At 29.8% G+C, this 19,781-nt stretch carries 17 protein-coding genes; 16 read left to right on the top strand and 1 reads right to left on the bottom strand.

Going from position 1 to position 19,781, the window contains the following annotated elements; translation table 11 throughout:
* The 13 genes from ABWO08_RS08545 to rfbB all read left to right on the top strand — a co-directional run bounded on the left by ABWO08_RS08545 (position 1) and on the right by rfbB (position 13,432).
* Positions 1 to 708 (top strand): WbqC family protein, encoded by a 708-nt coding sequence (locus ABWO08_RS08545; RefSeq protein WP_353085172.1) that lies wholly within the window; start codon positions 1 to 3, stop codon positions 706 to 708.
* Complete coding sequence (locus ABWO08_RS08540; protein WP_353085170.1) at positions 705 to 1,652, top strand: hypothetical protein; 948 nt, start codon at positions 705 to 707, stop codon at positions 1,650 to 1,652. The genes ABWO08_RS08545 and ABWO08_RS08540 overlap by 4 nt, the downstream gene beginning before the upstream one ends.
* Complete coding sequence (locus ABWO08_RS08535; protein ID WP_353085168.1) at positions 1,645 to 3,066, top strand: GNAT family N-acetyltransferase; 1,422 nt, start codon at positions 1,645 to 1,647, stop codon at positions 3,064 to 3,066. The genes ABWO08_RS08540 and ABWO08_RS08535 overlap by 8 nt, the downstream gene beginning before the upstream one ends.
* 1 nt (position 3,067) lies before the next feature.
* Entirely contained in the window at positions 3,068 to 4,342 is a 1,275-nt protein-coding gene (locus ABWO08_RS08530; RefSeq protein ID WP_353085167.1) for an O-antigen polymerase, read from the top strand.
* A complete protein-coding gene (locus tag ABWO08_RS08525) occupies positions 4,339 to 5,058 on the top strand; it encodes a glycosyltransferase (protein ID WP_353085165.1) in 720 nt (239 codons plus the stop codon). The genes ABWO08_RS08530 and ABWO08_RS08525 overlap by 4 nt, the downstream gene beginning before the upstream one ends.
* Complete coding sequence (locus tag ABWO08_RS08520) at positions 5,058 to 5,978, top strand: glycosyltransferase (RefSeq protein WP_353085164.1); 921 nt, start codon at positions 5,058 to 5,060, stop codon at positions 5,976 to 5,978. Before ABWO08_RS08525 ends, ABWO08_RS08520 begins: the two co-directional genes overlap by 1 nt.
* Positions 5,979 to 5,980: 2 nt before the next feature.
* Positions 5,981 to 6,592, top strand: a complete 612-nt coding sequence (locus ABWO08_RS08515; RefSeq protein WP_353085162.1) for a sugar transferase — start codon at positions 5,981 to 5,983, stop codon at positions 6,590 to 6,592.
* A complete protein-coding gene (locus tag ABWO08_RS08510; RefSeq protein WP_353085160.1) occupies positions 6,576 to 7,355 on the top strand; it encodes a GNAT family N-acetyltransferase in 780 nt (259 codons plus the stop codon). Before ABWO08_RS08515 ends, ABWO08_RS08510 begins: the two co-directional genes overlap by 17 nt.
* Positions 7,330 to 8,244, top strand: coding sequence for a DegT/DnrJ/EryC1/StrS family aminotransferase (locus ABWO08_RS08505; RefSeq protein ID WP_353085158.1), 915 nt, complete (start codon positions 7,330 to 7,332; stop codon positions 8,242 to 8,244). Before ABWO08_RS08510 ends, ABWO08_RS08505 begins: the two co-directional genes overlap by 26 nt.
* A gap of 416 nt (positions 8,245 to 8,660) precedes the next feature.
* Positions 8,661 to 9,734, top strand: coding sequence for a GNAT family N-acetyltransferase (locus ABWO08_RS08500; RefSeq protein WP_353085156.1), 1,074 nt, complete (start codon positions 8,661 to 8,663; stop codon positions 9,732 to 9,734).
* Positions 9,735 to 10,090: 356 nt separating this feature from the next.
* Positions 10,091 to 10,936: a phytanoyl-CoA dioxygenase family protein gene (locus ABWO08_RS08495; RefSeq protein ID WP_353085155.1), complete on the top strand. Its 846-nt coding sequence runs from the start codon at positions 10,091 to 10,093 to the stop codon at positions 10,934 to 10,936.
* A gap of 262 nt (positions 10,937 to 11,198) precedes the next feature.
* Entirely contained in the window at positions 11,199 to 12,344 is a 1,146-nt protein-coding gene (locus ABWO08_RS08490; protein WP_353085153.1) for a DegT/DnrJ/EryC1/StrS family aminotransferase, read from the top strand.
* Positions 12,345 to 12,385: 41 nt separating this feature from the next.
* Positions 12,386 to 13,432 carry a dTDP-glucose 4,6-dehydratase gene (rfbB, locus tag ABWO08_RS08485; protein ID WP_353085151.1) on the top strand — a complete coding sequence of 349 codons (1,047 nt, stop codon included), beginning with the start codon at positions 12,386 to 12,388 and terminating at the stop codon, positions 13,430 to 13,432.
* Positions 13,433 to 13,505: 73 nt separating this feature from the next.
* On the opposite strand, the gene ABWO08_RS08480 is transcribed toward rfbB, so the two are convergent.
* Positions 13,506 to 14,054, bottom strand: a complete 549-nt coding sequence (locus ABWO08_RS08480) for a DUF3575 domain-containing protein (RefSeq protein WP_353085149.1) — start codon at positions 14,052 to 14,054, stop codon at positions 13,506 to 13,508.
* A gap of 137 nt (positions 14,055 to 14,191) precedes the next feature.
* On the opposite strand from ABWO08_RS08480, the gene ABWO08_RS08475 reads away from it, so the two are divergent.
* From ABWO08_RS08475 to ABWO08_RS08465, 3 genes are all read left to right on the top strand, one after another.
* The gene (locus ABWO08_RS08475) at positions 14,192 to 16,087 is read left to right on the top strand and encodes a polysaccharide biosynthesis protein (protein WP_353085147.1); all 1,896 of its coding nucleotides are present in this window, start codon (positions 14,192 to 14,194) and stop codon (positions 16,085 to 16,087) included.
* Positions 16,088 to 16,101: 14 nt separating this feature from the next.
* A complete protein-coding gene (locus tag ABWO08_RS08470; RefSeq protein ID WP_353085145.1) occupies positions 16,102 to 16,641 on the top strand; it encodes a sugar transferase in 540 nt (179 codons plus the stop codon).
* 152 nt (positions 16,642 to 16,793) lie between these two features.
* Positions 16,794 to 19,781 (top strand): beta strand repeat-containing protein (locus ABWO08_RS08465; RefSeq protein ID WP_353085143.1); only part of this gene is annotated, 2,988 nt, incomplete at its 3' end.

Genomic DNA, 19,781 nt, shown 5'->3' with positions numbered 1-19,781 from the left:
ATGAAAGTAGCGATAATGCAACCTTATTTTTTCCCTTATATTGGGTATTTTCAATTAGTAGCTGCGGTAGATAAGTTTGTAATTTATGATGATGTTAATTTTATTAAAGGCGGATGGATTAATAGAAATAAATTATTAATCAATAAAAAAAGTAGTTTATTTACTGTTCCTCTAAATAAATCAAGCTCATACACATTGATAAATGAAACTAAAATAAATTTGAAATTTTATAATATTTGGAAAGTTAAATTTTTAAGATCTTTAGAACAATCTTATAAAAAAGCACCCTATTTTACAGAGGTGTATAATTTAATTAAAAATGTATTAGAGATTAACGAGAATGATTTAATTAGTGAATTAGCAGTAAATAGCATAAAAAATGTTATTGACTACCTACAACTAGATACAGAAATTTGTGAAACATCAGAAAATTATAATAATAAAACAAAAAGCGGACAAGAAAGAGTTTTGGATATTTGTGGGATAGAAAAAGCGTCACAATACATTAATCCGATTGGAGGAATAGAATTATATTCTAAGAAGACTTTCAAAGAAAATGGTATAGTACTTAATTTTATTAAGTCGAAACCAATTATATATACTCAGTTTGATAATGATTTTTCACCTTGGCTTTCAATTATAGATGTCTTAATGTTTAACTCTGTTAGCGAGGTGAATAAAATGGTTAACCAATATGAATTGGAATGAAAGCAATAGGAGGCTATTTTGAATTAGAATTAAAAAAGAATGAAGAATATCATAAAGATGCTTTATCTTTAAATACAGGCAGAAATGCTTTGGAGTATATTTTAAAAACAAATACTTACACAAAACTTTATATTCCATATTTCACCTGTGATGTTTTGTTGCAGCCCATATTAAAGTTAAAATTAAAATTTGAATTTTATTCAATAGATGAAAAATTAGAACCCATTTTTGACTATTCTAAAATGGAAGAAGGGGAATGCTTCTTATATACGAATTATTTTGGTCTAAAAGATTCATTTGTTAAACAACTATCTGAAAAATGTAAGAATGTAATTATTGACAATGCTCAATCGTTTTATTCTAAACCAATTAGTAATTTTAGCACATTTTATTCCCCTAGAAAATTTTTTGGAATATCAGATGGGGGCTACTTATACACAAGTAAAATAATTGAAGATGCTTTAGATCAGGATTTGTCTTACGATAGATTTGCACATTTATTGAAAAGGATTGATATGAGTCCGGGAGAAGGAAGTAAATGTTTTTCATTAAATAATGAGAAGCTAAATAACCTACCAATTCGTAAGATGTCAAATTTAACTAAAAGGATGTTAGAATCTTTTGACTATGATTTAATTGCTAAAAAAAGAATTGATAATTACCTATTTTTAGATGAAAAATTAGGGAAGCTTAATAAATTAAAAATTAATTTTGATAAAAATCAGGTTCCCATGGTCTATCCATTTTGGGGGAATAATGAGTTGAGAAAAAAATTGATTGAAAACAGGATTTATTGCGCAACTTATTGGCCTAATGTTAAAGAATGGACTAGACCTAATGACCTAGAATATAAACTTACAGAGGAGATGATTTATCTGCCAATTGATCAAAGATATGATTTGAAAGAAATGGAATTAATAGTTAATATGATTATTAATGTATAAAGTTCTAATTAGACCTTTAATAATTTCTGATGCGCAAATTTCCTTTAAATGGCGTAATGATCCTAAAATTTGGGAACTGACTGGTTCCAAACCAAAACAAGAAATTACTCTCGAAATTGAACATGATTGGATTAAAAAAGCAATTGCTGATAAGACCACAAAGCGCTTTGCAATTCTTGTTGATGATGTATATGTAGGCAATATACAATTGACTGATATTATTGAATATGATACAGCTCAATATCACGTTTTTATTGGAGATAGAAATTATTGGGGAAAGGGAATAGCGAAATTAGCAACCAATCAAATTTTATATTATGCCAAAGTAGTGTTGGGGCTAAAAAATATTTTTCTTAAGGTTAGAAAAGAAAATTTTTCAGCCATAAAAGTTTATAAAAAAAACGGTTTTAAAATTGTAAATGAAAAAGAGGACTGGATAAAAATGAATTGTGATATTTCACAACTTGAAACAACTACTGCAAGTGTTTTTGTAATGGTTTATAATCATGAGAAATATATTGCTGAGTGTTTAGAAGGTATTTTAATGCAAAAATGTAATTTTAATTTTGATATTGTTGTTGGAGAAGATTGCTCAACCGACAAATCAAGAGAAATTTTATTAGAATATCAAAATAGATACCCAGGAAAGTTTAAATTATTACTACATGAAACCAACATAGGCGCTGCCAATAATCAGATGGAAGTGTTTAAAAACTGTAAGGGCAAATACATTGCCATGTGCGAAGGGGATGATTACTGGATAGACCCATTAAAACTGCAAAAACAAGTAGATTTTTTGGAAGCAAATGAGGATTATGTATTAATTCATTCTGATATTTTTCTAAAAAACAGCAGTGGCGAGAATATTAAAAGTGCGAGGAATACTATTTCAAAAATAATTAGATGGCCAAAAAATAATGACTATAATGTTGTTAAATATCTAGTAAAGGGGAATTATATAATGACTCTTACAGTATTGATTACAAAAAACGCTTTATTTAAAGCATTAAATAAGATTACTGAAAATGATAATGAAATAGCAACTATCGATTATACAATATTTCTGGAATTGTCAAAATTAGGTAAAATACATTATCAACAGGAAAAAACCGCAGTATATCGTATTTTACCTAATTCAGCATCAAATAACACTGATTTAGATGCTAGGCTCAGCTATATCGAGTCAACAATCAATATTTCAAGATTTTATAACCAAAAATTCACAGTTGGAATATGTAAATTATACTTCGATAGAGTACAATTAAGTGCCCAATTATATGAATTTGCTAAAAGGGGATTAGTTATAAAATGCATAAGTACTTTTTATAGGGGTATTAAATCTGATAAATTAAATATTTTAAGATTGAAAAATTATTATTATTTCATAGTTTTAATAGTATCAAAAATAAAATAAAATGTATAGTTTAATTAATTTTTTACCAAGTCTTATTTTTATATCATTATTGTACTACAATACTAAGAGCGTAGGGAGGATTATTAGTTTATCTAATTTCATTATTTTATTATATACAGTTTCAATGATTTGCTTTGGTATCTTTAGCTTAGTAGATTCAAATTACTTTATTAATTTAGAATCGTTTTTTATTGTATTTTTTTCGATACTAATATTAAATCGACCTTTAGCTAAATTTGAAAAAAAAATTACATCTGAAATAAAAATTATTGAGCTTGCAAAAAAGAGATTTAAAGTTCTCGTTTTTTTAATTGTTGGTATTAGTCTCTATTCCATATTCTTTTTTGGGAAAAATATACTTCAAGTTTTTAATTCTGACTTATCTGTTTTAAGAAATCAAATATTGGAAGATGGAGGTTTTTATAAAAGCAGTGTTTTTTCAAAGATTGCCGTTTTTGGAGCTTATTTATCCCCTATAACACTTTTTTTATATTTTTATTTACTTACAGTTCATGAGAATTATAAATTAAGAATATTTTTACTTTTCTCTTCAACTTCATTTATTTTTTACACACTTAATGTAGCTGGACGTGATGGAATAATAATTTGGTTGATAACTTATTTAGCCCTTTTGTGTCTTTTTTATCCTCTACTAAAAAGAGAAATAATAAAAAATCAAAAAAAACTTATTTTAACTGGTATGATGATTTTTTTACCAATCATGTTAATAATATCGTATGCACGATTCGAACGATTTCAAGTTGAAGGATCTGATAATACTAATAAAAACGTTTTATTTTCAATGATTGCTTATATAGGCATGCAACCTTATGAATTGTCAGACAGAATTGAACAGCTCAAAACAATTGAATACGGAGGGGAACCGAGATCAATTTATCCTTTATTGTTTAATATTCGAGATCAGTTTATGGGCATAGCTAATGATTCAGATATAAATAACAGACTTGAATTGCGTTCAGACTCTTTGGATTTAGGATTCAAAACCCAAATGTTTGTTTACTATATTGGAGATCTCCTTACAGAATTAGGAATGTTAGGTTTAATTATTGTCACTTCCATCATATATTATATTTGCAGAATTAATTTAAAAATTATTGATGGCTCTATATCTATTTCTAGGTTATTAATTAGTTTTACGTGGTATATGATAATAATTGTTGGTGTTTTTTATTTTTATTACGGTCAAGTAGTAGGAAATGTTTTCCTGTTAACACCATTTCTAATACATTTTTACTTAAAGTTAAGATTTACATGATTTCAGTTTGTATTGCAACCTATAATGGAGAAAAATATATAAAGGAGCAATTAGATTCAATAATTAACCAATTAGATAAGAATGATGAGATAATTATTTCTGACGACGGTTCATCAGATAATACAATAAAAATAATCGAATCTTATAAAGACGATAGAATTGTCTTGTACAAAAATTCTTTTAAAAATGTTGTTCTTAACTTTGAATTTGCTATCGATAAATCTAAGGGGGATTACATATTTTTATCAGATCAAGATGATATTTGGCATAAAGATAAAGTCAAATCCTTTATGTTCTGCTTTTTAAAAAATTCAAATTTAACATTGCTAATTAGCGATTTTCAAATAATTAATCAAAATGGTTTAAACTTAGATGGTGTTTACAATAAAAATGAATTCTCAAGTAGTTTAGTAAAAAACGTAATAGTAAATCATTTTATTGGATGCGCAATGGCTTTTACTAGTTCTACAAAAAATGTAATTATGCCTTTTCCCAAGAATATAGCAATGCATGATTGGTGGATTGGTACTTGTAGTATAATTCATGGAGAAGTAAACTTTATAGATATAAAGCTACATTTTTATAGGAGACATGACAATAATATAACAAAAGAAGAAGGCGCAAAAGTTGGAATAAAATTAATTTGGAGGGTTAATTTAATTGTAAACTTAGTTATTAGATATTTTAAAATCAAACTTAATAAATCAATCAGATAATGAAAATTCTTGTAATTCTAGCAGCCTACAATGGTGCTAAATACATTGAAGAGCAAATGGATTCTATTTTAAATCAAGATTCAGTCTCTTTAGATATAATGGTATTCGATGACTGTAGCACCGATAATACAATTGAAGTCCTAAATAAATATAAATCGAATGCAAATGTATCAATAAATAAAAGAGAAAAAGGAACAGGAAATGGATGTCATAATTTTTCAGATGCAATTCAGTCCTTACCCAATGACCTAATAAATTCCTATGATTTTATAGCATTTGCAGATCAAGATGACATTTGGCTTCCAAATAAAATGTTTGAAGCAGGTAAAATGCTTAAAATTGAGCAGTCAAGTTTATATTTTTCAAACTTGATTGTATGGGATGAAAAAACCAATAATAAATCAATACTCAATAAAAGTTATCCTCAAAAAAAATATGATTTTTTGTTTGAAGGAGGCAGTGCGGGCTGTACTTATGTTTTTACAAATGATTTTTGCTTAGGATTAAAAAAAATATTAAAGAACACCAATTACTATCAATGGGAGTACTTCTCTCACGATTGGTTTGTTTACTTTTATGCAAGAGTCAATGGACACATTGTTTCTATTGACAATAATGCTTATATAACGTATCGTATTCACGCTAACAATTCTCATGGGAAGTTAAACCAGATTTCTTTATATGCAATTAAAGAGCGATTAAAGTATATAAAAAATGGCTGGTATTTTAAACAGATAAAAGGATTTAGTGCATTTATAACTCCAGTCTCTATTGAAAGTAAAATATATCATTTATATGCTAAAAATTATTTCACAAGGTTGTATGTGCTACTAAGGTATAACTTCGAATTAATGCGCAGTACTAAAAAATGTATTCAGTTTTTTATTATTAGTCTGCTACCATTAAAAATTAATAAATAAGTATGTATAAGAAATTCAGTAAAAGACTAATCGACTTAATTGGTTCTCTTACAGGACTACTATTATTAAGCCCATTATTATTAATTGTAACCATCTGCTTATTTATTGCAAACAAAGGTAAACCTTTCTTTTTTCAAACCCGACCTGGAAGAAATGAAAAATTGTTTAACATTGTAAAGTTTAAAACCATGAACGACAAAAAAGATGACGCAGGCAATTTGTTATCCGATTCGAAACGATTGACCAAAGTAGGTGTTTTTATCCGTAAAACATCTTTAGACGAAATTCCACAATTAATAAATGTACTTATTGGGGATATGAGTTTAATTGGACCTCGCCCATTATTACTTAAGTATTTGCCATATTATACAGCTGACGAAAGACTAAGACACACTATAAGACCAGGTATTACGGGATGGGCTCAAATAAATGGAAGAAATGGCGTAAACTGGGATAAAAGATTAGCTTATGACATTGAATATGTCAAGAATATGAGCCTTAAACTAGATTTGAAAATATTCTACAAGACAATTATAAGAGTTATTACTTCTCAAGATATACTTTTAAATCCAGAGTTAATTATGAAAAACTTAGATGATGAAAGAAAAATATAATATAAGATTTGCCACAAAAAAAGATATTTCCTCAATTGTATTTTTAGTTAGAACTGCGTTTGAAAAAAAATATTTAATACCTTCAGTTTATAGGGGAAAAGGAATTGATGAATTTATTTTAGGAGAGTTAGAAAATAATTTTTCGAAATTTAAATATTTTCTTATTTGTGAAAAAGATAAGGTAATTGGTTGCGCCGAATTCAAATTTTATAGTTCTGATTTAAAAGTTTTTTTTAGTTTACTTTCAATACGAAATGAATATAAAAGTAAAGGAATTGGTAGGATTTTATTTGAACATTGCATGAGATATTTTCTTAATGAAGGTTTTAAATCTATAGAATTAGATGTATATAAAACTAATTTTAACGCTTTAAATTGGTATGAACGTTTTGGCTATAAAAAAGTGGATTCACAATCATTTTATAAGCTAAAATTAGAAGCGATAACTCAAAGGAAGAATGATATATATATTCAAAATTATCCACAGTATAAAATATTGCACAAGAAGCTAGGATTTTCTTTTTTAGAAGTGGTAATTAAAGATAAATCGTTTAAGTTTGGTGTTGTTGAGAATGATCTTATTATAAGAGGCTCTTATGATTCATCAGTAAAGCAATATTTAAAATACTTATGTGAAATGCTTAAACTTGAAAATATATATTTCATTGGTAATCCTTCCAAATTCAAAGAATTTGAATTTATTGATAATATTTACCGAATGAAATTAAATTTAGATTATGATAACAAAAAAAGCATTAAATAAAGAGCTTTTTATAAGAGAATGGATGCATACGAATTCAGCCAGAGATGCATGGAGTAAAATTATAGATGAGTATAAAGTTCTTAATCCAGTTGGCAAAATATTATTACCATCATATATTGGTTGGTCTTCAAATGAAGGCAGCGGTATTTTTGATTCAGTTGCCAATTCAGGGTTGGATTATGAATTTTATGAATTAGGACTACGACTAGAAATAAATCTTGAAGATTTAAAGAGCAAGGTAAGAGAAAATGAAACCCCCCTAGTTTTATTAGTACATTATTTTGGATTCGTTGATCTTGAATATAATCAAATAACAAATTGGTTAGTAGATCATAGTATTTTCTTTGTTGAGGACTGTGCTCATGCATGGTTAACAGATTTAATTGGAGGAAGGTCAGGAAGGAAGGGAAACTACTCTTTCTATTCACTACATAAACTACTTCCTTTGTCAACTGGAGGAGCTATGGTAAATAATAATCCTAACTTTAATAAAAATATTGCTAATATGAACCCTTTCTTAGAATTGAATTATGATTTATTTTCTATTTTTAACATTAGAAGATCCAATTATAAATATTTATATGATTTATTGAAGGATGTCTCTGGAGTAGAAGTAATTTACGAAAATTTAGAAGAGGGTATTTGTCCTCATACATTTCCGGTGATTGTTGAAAATTATGATAGAAACAATTTATATCATGAAATGAATGAGAAAGGTTTTGGACTTGTTAGTCTATATCACACGATGATAGAACAGCTTGAAAATGATTCTTCATTGGCTTCATCAAATTTATCTAAGAATATTATAAATTTTCCGATCCATCAAGATGTTAAAAAGGAAGATATGGAAGAAATGGTAATACAATTAAAAAAAATATTAAAAGTTTAAATTTGACGAACCTTTCAGATATTAGATATCTTGCTAAAGATTTACATATGTCGCATGAGCCAGTTTTTTTATGGTACATTAAATTAGTGCATGAAGTAACTAAATCTAATATGTGGAAACAACTTTCGCTAATAAAAAGTCAAAAAAAATAAAAATGTATCTGATTAAATGATCTTTAAAAAAAGAATTAAGTTTCTTTTTTTAAAGACACTAAAATAGTAAAAATACTAATTAATTCGACCATGCTGCTACATGATTTGACAGCCATAAATCAAATGACATTAAATATCTATATTCTTATCACTAATCAAGATACAGAGTTTCTTGAAAAAGGAAATTTTGAAATAATAGACTTGGATACTTCTGTGAGAATGGTCTGCCCAATGAAAACTATTTTAAATAATCTGAGAAATTAAATGCTTAATATTCATAAATTAGATACGGATGAAGGTCTTACTAGTTATAAAGATCTTTTAAAAAATTTAAATTCAACTAATCCCTATTATTCAATAGATTACATTAATTTTTCTAGTGGCGGCTTGCTAAACCTAATTTGTTTTTCATTTAATCCAAGAAAAGATGAAATTATTTTAATGCCAGGATATATAAAGCCCATAATTATTGATAATATTGAATCAGGATATTTTGATTTTATATCGCCATATGGATATTCAGGGCCAATTTGTACGTCAGGAGTTGATAATTTAGATTTTAAATTTTTTTGGAGTGCATTAGATAAATGGTATAAAGAGAACAATATAGTAACCGAGTTTATTAGGTTTAATCTTTTTGGAAATCAAATTGAATATTCAGGAAATAGTTTTCCAACTATGCTTAATGTTAAAGGGCAGATAATTGATGAAGACGCTCAATGGAATTCATTTGATTATAAGGTTAGAAAAAATTATAAAAAGGCTATACGAGAAAATCTAAAAAGCGAAATTTATTTCAAAAACATAAAACAAGACCAAATTTTAGAGTTTTATGATATATATAAAACTACAATGGACAGAAATGGCGCAAAAGACAGTTTTTTTTATTCATTTTCTGAGTTTAAAAAATACATTATTCAAAACGAGGAAAATTGTGTAATTTGTACCGTTTATCATAATGAAATTCCAATTTCTTCAGAATTAATACTAGTTTCTCAAGACACAATATATTCTTTTTTAGGAGGCACTTTAAGTAATTATTTTGATAAAAGACCAAATGATTTTCTCAAAGTTCAAGTTATAAATTGGGCAAGAAATAACGGAAAAAAATATTTTGTTCTTGGAGGAGGATATGGTTTTGAAGATGGAATTTTTAAATATAAAAAATCCTTTTTCCCTTTGGATGTAGTCAATTATTATACTGGAAGGAAAATTTTGAACAAAAAAGTTTATGATCAATTAGTTACTAAAGCATTTAATTTCAAATCATCAGAAGGCATGGATAAACTATATATTGAAGATAATAACTTTTTTCCGTTATATAGGAAAAAAGATTGATTTTATTTTGTTTAAAAATTGTTTTGGTATGCTTTACCAAATTTTATAGATTTAAATATCAACTATTTCTCTTGTATCAAAAACGAAGGAACAAAAAGATAAAGCGGTATTTTACGCAAATCAATCCAGAGATCTTGCTCCACATTACTAACATTCAGAAATTGTGTATAATTACCGCATAAGTAATATTTGTTAAGGAATTGTATTTAATGATAATTTAAATTATTTTTGTATTAAAAGAGTTGTTAAATTAAATAATATTTAGTTTTGAAGACTAAGATATATTTATGATAACCGCGTTTATAATCGTTCAATCAAATAACGAAAAAATCGCGATTAATTATTATATAAAATCTATGGAAAAAACAGATTATCAAATTGACGGAAAGAAGTATTCCATTTCAATAGAAGATTCTCCCTTATTTGAACTTGGTAAAGACGAAGTGCTTTCAACAAAAGATTCGGATATAACTTTTGGGCAGCCATGGTATAATATAGGATTTTCAGAAAAAGATTTTCTTAGTAAAGAAGAATTCAAATCATTATTAGCTGGTCTTACTTCTAGTATTAAAGAAATTATTCAAAAAGAATTATCAGTAAATACTGAGGGTTTTGAGCTTGAAAACTACCATAATTTTGTATTGGACGATGCTAAACATTTCAAAATTGTGTCCAAAACAAGAGACTTGTTTGCAGAAGATTTCAATTATCCTGTAATGGAACTAACGAATCGTTTGTCAGAAATTCTAGGTTTCAATCTAACTGATATAAATCCGAAGGACCAACAAAAAGTCCACATCATAGTCCGTATTAATAGACCTAAATCCAACGATTATAATCCACCACACAAAGACATTTACGAAGGAGTTGATAATGATTCGTATATTCCTAAATTTGTAAATTTTTGGATTCCTATAGCTGGGGTTACAAAGAATTCATCTCTTCCACTTGCCCCAGAAAGCCATAAACTAAATGAAAAATTAATCTACAGAACATTCGATGGAGGTATGATGGAAGGTAATAAATATAGAGTAAGAATGATAAAATCTTGGAATAGGGAAAATGGACTCGTAAGGTCTACTGTTCAAAATGGGCAAGTTTTAATTTTCTCAGGACATCTAATTCATGGACTTGCTATAAACAATGAGGAGGATAAAACAAGAGTAGCGTTAGAATTTCGACTTTTCAAAAAAAATGATTAAATACTTGTTCTGATAAAAGAATATTTGAAGAAAATCATTAGTAAAGAGAAATGCATCAAGGGGGTTTGTAATAGTAATTGATACCTACATTATTTTAAACACGTTTATGTTATCTTTTATTAATAGGTTTAATTACAACTTAAATTTTTATTTGAAAGTTTTATAATCAATCAAATAAGTTTAAAATATTTTATTATTTTTAATTTAAGCAGTACTACAATTGATAAATACAAAGCAAATATAATTTCAGTAAAAAATTAATATGTGTTCAAAAATATGGCTTTCCTCGCCACACATGGGAGGAACCGAACAAAAATACATACAAGAAGCTTTTGATGCCAATTGGGTTGCTCCATTGGGTCCTAACGTTAATGGATTGGAACAAGACTTAGAAAGTTATTTAGGCAATCAAACTCATGTAGGAGCTTTAAGTTCAGGAACAGCTGCTATCCATTTAGGTTTAATTTTATTAGGTGTACAAGCAGGAGATGAGGTTATTTGTCAAAGCATGACTTTTTCTGCTTCTGCTAACCCCATTTTGTATTTGGGTGCAACCCCAGTTTTTATAGATAGTGAGGAGCAAACCTGGAATATTTGTCCTGTTGCTTTAGAGCAAGCCATTCAAGATCGAATACAAAATGGTAATAAACCAAAAGCAATTATTGCCGTACATTTATATGGTGTGCCATATCAAATTGAAGAGATAAGAACTGTTGCAGATAAATATGAAATACCTATTTTAGAAGACAGTGCAGAGGCATTAGGTAGTACCTACAAAGGACAAAAATGTGGCACTTTCGGTGATATTGGAGTATTGTCATTTAACGGCAATAAAATCATTACTACTTCTGGTGGAGGAGCTATTGTAACGAAATCAGTTGCCCAAAAAGATAAAGCTATTTTCTTTGCTACGCAATCACGGGATAATGCACCGCATTATCAACATAGCGAAATCGGTTACAACTACCGTATGAGTAACATTTGTGCTGGTATTGGTAGAGGTCAAATGGAAGTCTTAGATGAACATGTTGCCTTACGAAGACAAATGCACGATTTTTATATAGAAATCTTTAAATCGATTGAAGGTGTGGAAGTATTTTCTACTCCAAACGACGATTATTTCGCGAATTATTGGTTGAGCGCCATTATTATAGATGAAAAGAAAACCAACGGCATTACAAGAGAAACACTTCGCTTAGCACTTGATGCTGAAAACATCGAGTCTCGTCCTTTGTGGAAACCCATGCATTTACAACCCATTTTTGAAAAGTATCCTTATTACGGAACAACAGTAGCAGAAAGTTTGTTTGAAAACGGTTTGTGTTTGCCTTCCGGTTCCAATCTATCTGATGATGATAGAAATAGAATTAAAGAGGTAATTCAATTTGTATTTTCAAATCAAAAATAATAATAAAAGCTCGTTAAGAAAATAGAAATTATCAAAGTAAAATGAAAAAAATATTAATTACCGGTGGTGCTGGATTTATTGGGTCGCATGTAGTACGCCGATTTGTAAATCGGTATCCAGAGTACCATATCTATAATTTAGATGCTCTGACCTATGCAGGAAATTTAGAAAACATTGCCGATATTGAAAAAGCACCGAATTATACTTTTGTGAAAGGTGATATTGTAGACGCATCATTTATTGATGCCTTATTTGTAAAACACCAATTTGACGGGGTATTACACTTAGCTGCAGAATCGCATGTTGACCGCTCTATTACCGACCCGTTGGCATTTGTGAAAACCAATGTTATAGGGACTATGAATTTATTAAATGCAGCTAAAACAATTTGGAAAGACAATATACAAGGCAAACGCTTTTACCATATTAGTACCGATGAGGTGTATGGGAGTTTAGGCGCTAAGGGCTTATTTACAGAAACAACGGCCTACGATCCTAATTCTCCTTATTCAGCATCTAAAGCCAGTTCTGATCACTTTGTTAGAGCCTACGGCGAAACATATGGTTTACCCTATGTAATTACCAATTGTTCTAATAATTATGGACCCTTTCATTTTCCCGAGAAATTGATTCCTTTATTTATTAATAACATCATTAATAATAAGTCTCTACCTGTTTATGGAGATGGAAAATATACCCGTGATTGGTTGTTTGTAGAAGATCATGCAGTTGCAATTGATTTAGTTTTTCATGAGGGTATAAACCACGACACCTATAATATTGGAGGATTTAACGAATGGCAAAATATTGATTTGGTAAAACTTCTTTGCAAATTAATGGATGAAAAATTAGGGCGTTCAACTGGGGAATCAGAAAAATTAATTACCTATGTAAAAGATCGGCCAGGGCATGATTTGCGCTATGCTATTGATGCAACTAAGATTAATAAAGAATTAGGTTGGAAGCCATCAGTTACTTTTGAACAAGGATTAGAAAGAACTATTGATTGGTATTTGGCCAATGAAGAGTGGTTAAAAAATGTAACCTCGGGCGCTTATGCAACATATTATGAAAAGCAATACAAATAAATTATTGTTATTAAATATATAAAAAAAAGCCGCAATATATGTGGCTTTTTTTATGCTTTATGAACAAATTAATTTACAATTTTAATATTACATTTAGACCGCCTCGATAAGGCAACCATTCTCCACTTTTATTGAATTTTTCGGCTCCATCATATCTTTCTCCTGTGTTTGCATTATAACCTTTGTAAATACTTTGTACAGTTCCTCCGCCTAAAAATGCTTCCAAAGCAATTTTTTCAGAAACAAAATATACATAACCTATACTAACACCTGCCATGTAGTTATAACCTACTTGATAGTTAGGAGTATTTTCATAGCCATATTTTTGCAATTTAAAAGTACTTCCTCCAATGTGCCCGCCAACATAAATTCCTTTTTGATCTTTATGAGGATAATACCTTAGCTCAGGTGTAATAATTAAAAAACGTAAAGGCATGTTGTTGTAACTGTTAAAAAATGAGCCAATTGCATCAATATGAAAAGTCAGGTGAGAGTTTAAAGTTCTTTCATATCCTAATGATGGAAAACCTAACAGAGTAGTAGCAGCATTTATGCTTAATCGATTTTGACCAATTGCTATTGCCTGATAAAGAAAAGCAAATAAAATTAAAGCTCGTTTCATGTAAAAAATATTTGATGTAAATATAGCATTTGTATTTGGATTTTATTTTGGTTTTGATTTTTGTGAAAATTATGATATGTCTGAACTATTGTGTAACTTGTATTAAAATTGTAAATTTGTGTCAATAAAATAATAAAATGCTACATAAAATAAAGTCTTTAATTAATCTAAAAAGAATTAAGTTTCTTCCTTCTTGGTTAATATTATTTATAGATATAGTTATTGTAACTATAGTTATGCTGATTAATTTTGTGGTTTTTAAGTTTATAGGAGTTAAATTTTATGACACATTACCTGCAATATACAGGTATAGTATTTTTTTAACAGTAGTAGTTTTTTATTTTCTTAAGTTTAATACTTACACAGGAGTAATTCGTTATTCTAGCATGAAAGATGCATTGCGTATTTTTAAAGCAATTACTTTTTCATTTCTAACTATAGTTATAATTGATCTAATTTGTTACTTTATTTTTGGAGCTCATGTTTTTGTTTTACTAATTATCTTTTTTTGTTCGTTATTAATATTATTAACATTAATTACCTTTAGAATTTTTGTAAAAATACTTTTCAAATATTTATCCGGTACAGTAGAAAAAGAAATTACAGAAGAGCTAGTTATTATTGGAGTAAATAGTACAACAATAGCATTGGCAGAAGCCTTTTTAAGTGACACTAGTCTGTATAATTTAGCATTTTTTATTGAAAAAAATAAGTATTTAAATGGCAAAAAAGTATTAGGAATACCTGTAATTGCCAAGTCTAATTCAATAATTTCAATATTGCGTTTTCATAAAATTAAGCACATTGTATTAATTAAAAACTTTTTACCAGAAAAAGAAGAATTAGAATTGCTTGAAGAATGTTTAAAATACAATATTAATGTATATAATCCAAAATTGGAAAGTGGTTTTAATTCAACTATAAATACTGTAAAATCATTAAAGAAATATACCATTGAGGAGCTAATGTTTAGAGAAACTATTAGCATTGATAATCCAAGTGTAATCAAAACCTTTTCAAACAAAACAGTTTTAGTAACCGGTGGTGCCGGATCTATAGGAAGTGAAATTGTGAGCCAAATAGCAAAATTAAATCCAGATCGTATAGTGGTTTTAGATCAAGCTGAAACACCATTAAATAGTATACAACTTTCTATATCAGCTTCTTTTCCTAATATTATTTGCGAATATGAATTGGTGGATGTGACTAATAAAAACGAGCTGCAATCAGTATTTAATAAATACAACCCTAAAGTAGTCTTTCACGCTGCAGCATATAAGCATGTACCTGTATTGGAAACCAATTACATGCAGGCAATTAAAGTGAATATTTTTGGAACTAAAAATGTCATGGATTTAGCATTTGAACATGAAGTAGAACGATTTGTATTTGTTTCTACAGACAAAGCTGTGAATCCAACAAATGTTATGGGTGCTTCTAAGCGAATTGCCGAAATAATGGTGCAATCACGATATAATGTGCAAACAGATCCGGTTAAAACTCAAATTATTACTACCCGTTTTGGAAATGTATTGGGATCTAATGGTTCAGTTGTTAACTTATTTGAAAAACAAATTAAAGAAGGCGGACCAATAACAGTTACTCATCCAGATATTAATCGATTTTTCATGACTATACCTGAAGCTTGTAAGTTATTATTAGAGGCAGCAACTATGGGAGCAGGAGGTGAAATCTATATATTTGATATGGGTAAGCCAATCCGAATTAAAGATTTAGCTGAAAAAATGATTCGGCTAAGTGGTAAAAAACCTTATGAAGAAATCGATATTGTTTATACAGGTTTACGTCCTGGAGAAAAATTATACGAAGAACTTTTAGCTGATACTTCCAAAACTTTGCCAACTTATCATCCAAAAATAATGATTGCACAAGATCCAGCATATTGTTATGAAAAAGTGCAAACATTTTTAGATAAATTGAATTCCAATTCCTATGCTAACAAAGAGGAATTAATCACAGTGATGATGGAGATGGTGCCCGAGTTTATTCAAACTTCTCAAGAATTGAAATAATTTAAAAATAAGCTATGATGGTCTTATATGTTTTTTTTGGAATATGTATAACCATTCTATTAATTACTGCAATTGATACAAAGTCCAATGGTTTTTTCTTGCAGGAGCGCATAGGGCAGTACGGAAAAAAGTTTACTATATATAAACTCCGCACTTTGCATTCCCAAACACATCATCTATCTTGTTGGGGAAAATTTCTTCGTAATTATAAAATAGATGAACTCCCACAATTACTCAATATTATAAAAGGCGAAATGACCTTGGTAGGCCCTAGGCCAGATGTGCCTGGTTATGCCGATTTATTGGAGGGAGATGATCGTAAAATTTTACTACTTAAACCCGGAATTACAGGTTTGGCTTCGCTTAAATACCGTAACGAAGAAACCTTGTTAGCCTCCATGCCCAATCCTCAAGAATACAACGATACGATTATTTATCCAGATAAAGTAAGGCTTAATCTTTTGTATCTAAAAAATAAATCTATTTGGCTTGATCTTAAAATATGTTTTTTTACTTTATATACTAAAAATTTGGTTGTAGAGGATTTATTGTAAGAAAAAACAACATTAATTAAATCATTTGTTGATACTTTCCTACATAATTAACAATTTGTTAATATTTTTTTGCTTTCACCAATGATTATTTTATTATTTTTGAATGGAAGGATAACAAATCCCTAATAGATAATTTTTAAAACAACAATTTTATGAAATACATACTACCATTTAATTTTTTAATGCCTTTGGCAACAAACAAGCTTGAAGGAAAAATGTTTAGAAAACTGCTAGTGCTATTTTTGATGTTTATGGGAATGGGTGTGAGTTGGGGGCAGACGAATCCGACCCCACAAAGTTTACCATATACACAGAACTTTGGATCTTCTACTTTTACCACTATGCCTGCAGGAATGGCAGGATGGAATGGCGTTAATGGTGCTAATGTGACCACTTTAACTTTAGCTGAATCTAGTTCAGTTACTGGAAATGCAACAATTGCTGTCGCTACTGCCACAACAGCATCAGGAGGTACTTTTGGGTTTATGACTTCATCAAATGCTAGACCATATATTCAAACAAGTAGCAATGGTAGTAATGGTGCAAATCAACTTGCCCTTGCAATTAATACTACTGGTAAAGAGAATGTTACAATAGCTTATGATGTTGAAATTATTTCTGCTCAACCAAGAACGGTTGGGATTGTGATGCAGTATAGAATTGGCACATCTGGTTCTTGGACAACGGTTACAGTAGCAGGAAATCCTTATTCTCAAGCAGGAGGAACTACAGGTGTTAAAGCTTCTCCTTCTATAGTTTTACCATCAAACGCAAATAATCAATCGGTTGTACAAATTCGATGGGCTATATGGAGAGGAATAGAAAGTGGTAATTCATCTGGTATTGGTATTGATAATATTAATGTAACTGCAACTGAAGCTGTAACCCCATCAATTGCCCTCTCATCTCCAACTATTCCAACGTCAAATATAAATAATAACAGTACCAATAATATTATTGGAGCTGTTCAATTAGATGTAACTACAGCTGACGCAACTTTAAATGGGGTTACTTTTACAACTGCAGGAACCTATACTGCTGCAGATATTGCTGCTAATGGTTTTAAGTTTTGGTTAAGTAGCAGCGCTACAGATATATCAAGTGCGACACAATTAGGGGCTTCACAAGTTGCAGCAACAAATGGAAGTAACATAACAGTATCTGGTTTATCAAATACTATTACAAACGGAACAACAAGGTTTGTTGTTTTGTCTGCTGATATAGCGGTTTCACCTACTAATGGTGCAACTATAGGAATTGCTAATACATCTCATTCAAATATTACTTTTGCATCCGGTTTAAAAACAGGCACCGATCCTTTAGCTGCTAGTACTACGAGAGCCATTGCTGTTGCTGTTCCAAATATTGCTATTTCAAGTAATCACCCAACAGCATCTAGTATTAATCAAAATGCCAGCAACCAAGTTTTTGGTTCGATTGCTTTAGCTGCTACTACTGCTAATGCCTCTTTAAATAGTATTACAATTACTACTGGTGGAACCTATCAAATTAATGACTTAGTGGCTTCAAGTTTTAAATTATATTACACCACTACCAATACTTTTTCTACTGCTACTCAGCTAGGTTTGGCTCAAGCAATTGTTGCTTCAGGAAATACAATTACATTTTCAGGTTTAAGTCAAATGATTAATTCAGGGGTTACTGGGTATTTATGGTTTACTGCTGATGTTGCCTACAACGCAGTTAACGGAAGAACTTTATCAACTGCTTCAACTGCATTTAACAATGTTACTTTTGCAACTGGTAACAAAACAGGAGCTGATCCAGTAGTCGCTGGAAACGATCATACAATTACAACTGTTACGCCAAACGTAACTATTTCACAGGTGGGTCCAACGATTGGGAACATTATAAATAATATAAACAATCAAATATTATATCAATTAAGTTTTGTAACTACAGATAATGCAACAGATATTAATAGTTTAACTTTAACTACTGCCGGTACTTATTTACCTAGTGATTTAACAGCAAATGGTTTTAAACTTTGGTACAATACCGTAAATAGTTTATCGGGTGCAACACAACTAGGATCAGGACAAGGAATTGTTTCAACAGGAAATAGTATCACATTTTCAGGTTTGACACAAAAGTTAAATATTGGAACTAGCTTTTTATTACTAACTGTGGATGTTGCTTCTGGAGCTACTCCCGGAAATAATATAAATATTACGTCTACCCCTTTTGCAAATATTTCTTTATCAGCGGGAAACAAATTAGGAACCGATCCCTCAAATGCAGGTGGGTTAAAAACTATTAGAATAGATGTTGCTGTTGGAGACGTGGTTATTAATCAGTTTAGTCCAGATTATTTAGGTGGATCTAATGAGTATGTTGAAATAGTAAATAAAACAGGAAATACCATCGATTTGTCTACTCTCAAATTATCATATCAATCAAGTTCAGGGAGTACAGGAAGTGCTGGAGCAACTCTATCAGGGAGTCTTGCACCATACAGTTTTTGGTTATTATCGCCAGATGTTACTATAGCTGTTGGTCTTACAAGTATCATAACCGCAGATGGTTCATTTACTGCAGGTTTCGCCGTGGCGAGTGGTCAAATAGCTATACAGCGCGTTTCAGACAATACAATAATTGATGCTGTTGGATATGGGACTTTAACCGGAGGAACTTTTTCAGAAGTCACTGCCGCTCCAACACCACCAACAGATGGTGGTTTAATAAGAGTAACAGATGGAGTTGATTCTGGTGTTAACAGCACAGATTTCTCAACAGTTACTAATGGAAACATTTATTTAAGAAATAGCAATTCAAGATTAGGAATTTCAGGCAGCACAATCGGTGCTGGAACTTACAGAGATTTTGTTGTAACTGGAAATACCTCGTTGAGCGGTGCTGTGAATGTTACAAATAGATTATCACTAATTGGTGGAACTTTAACTACTAGTGGTAACTTAACTTTAAAATCTTCATCAACAGGAACTGCAAACGTACCACCAATTACTGGTTCAATATCAGGAAATGTTACCGTAGAGCGTTACATTCCGGCCAAAAGAGCGTATCGTTTTGTCAGTTCGTCGGTTACAACTACAACAACAATTAAACAAAACTGGCAAGAAAATGCGGGTACTACAGCAGGATTAGGAACGCATATTACT

It is taken from the genome of Flavobacterium sp. (assembly GCF_040383245.1).
Lineage (GTDB): Bacteria > Bacteroidota > Bacteroidia > Flavobacteriales > Flavobacteriaceae > Flavobacterium.
This window is presented reverse-complemented; position numbering and strand designations above follow the sequence as displayed.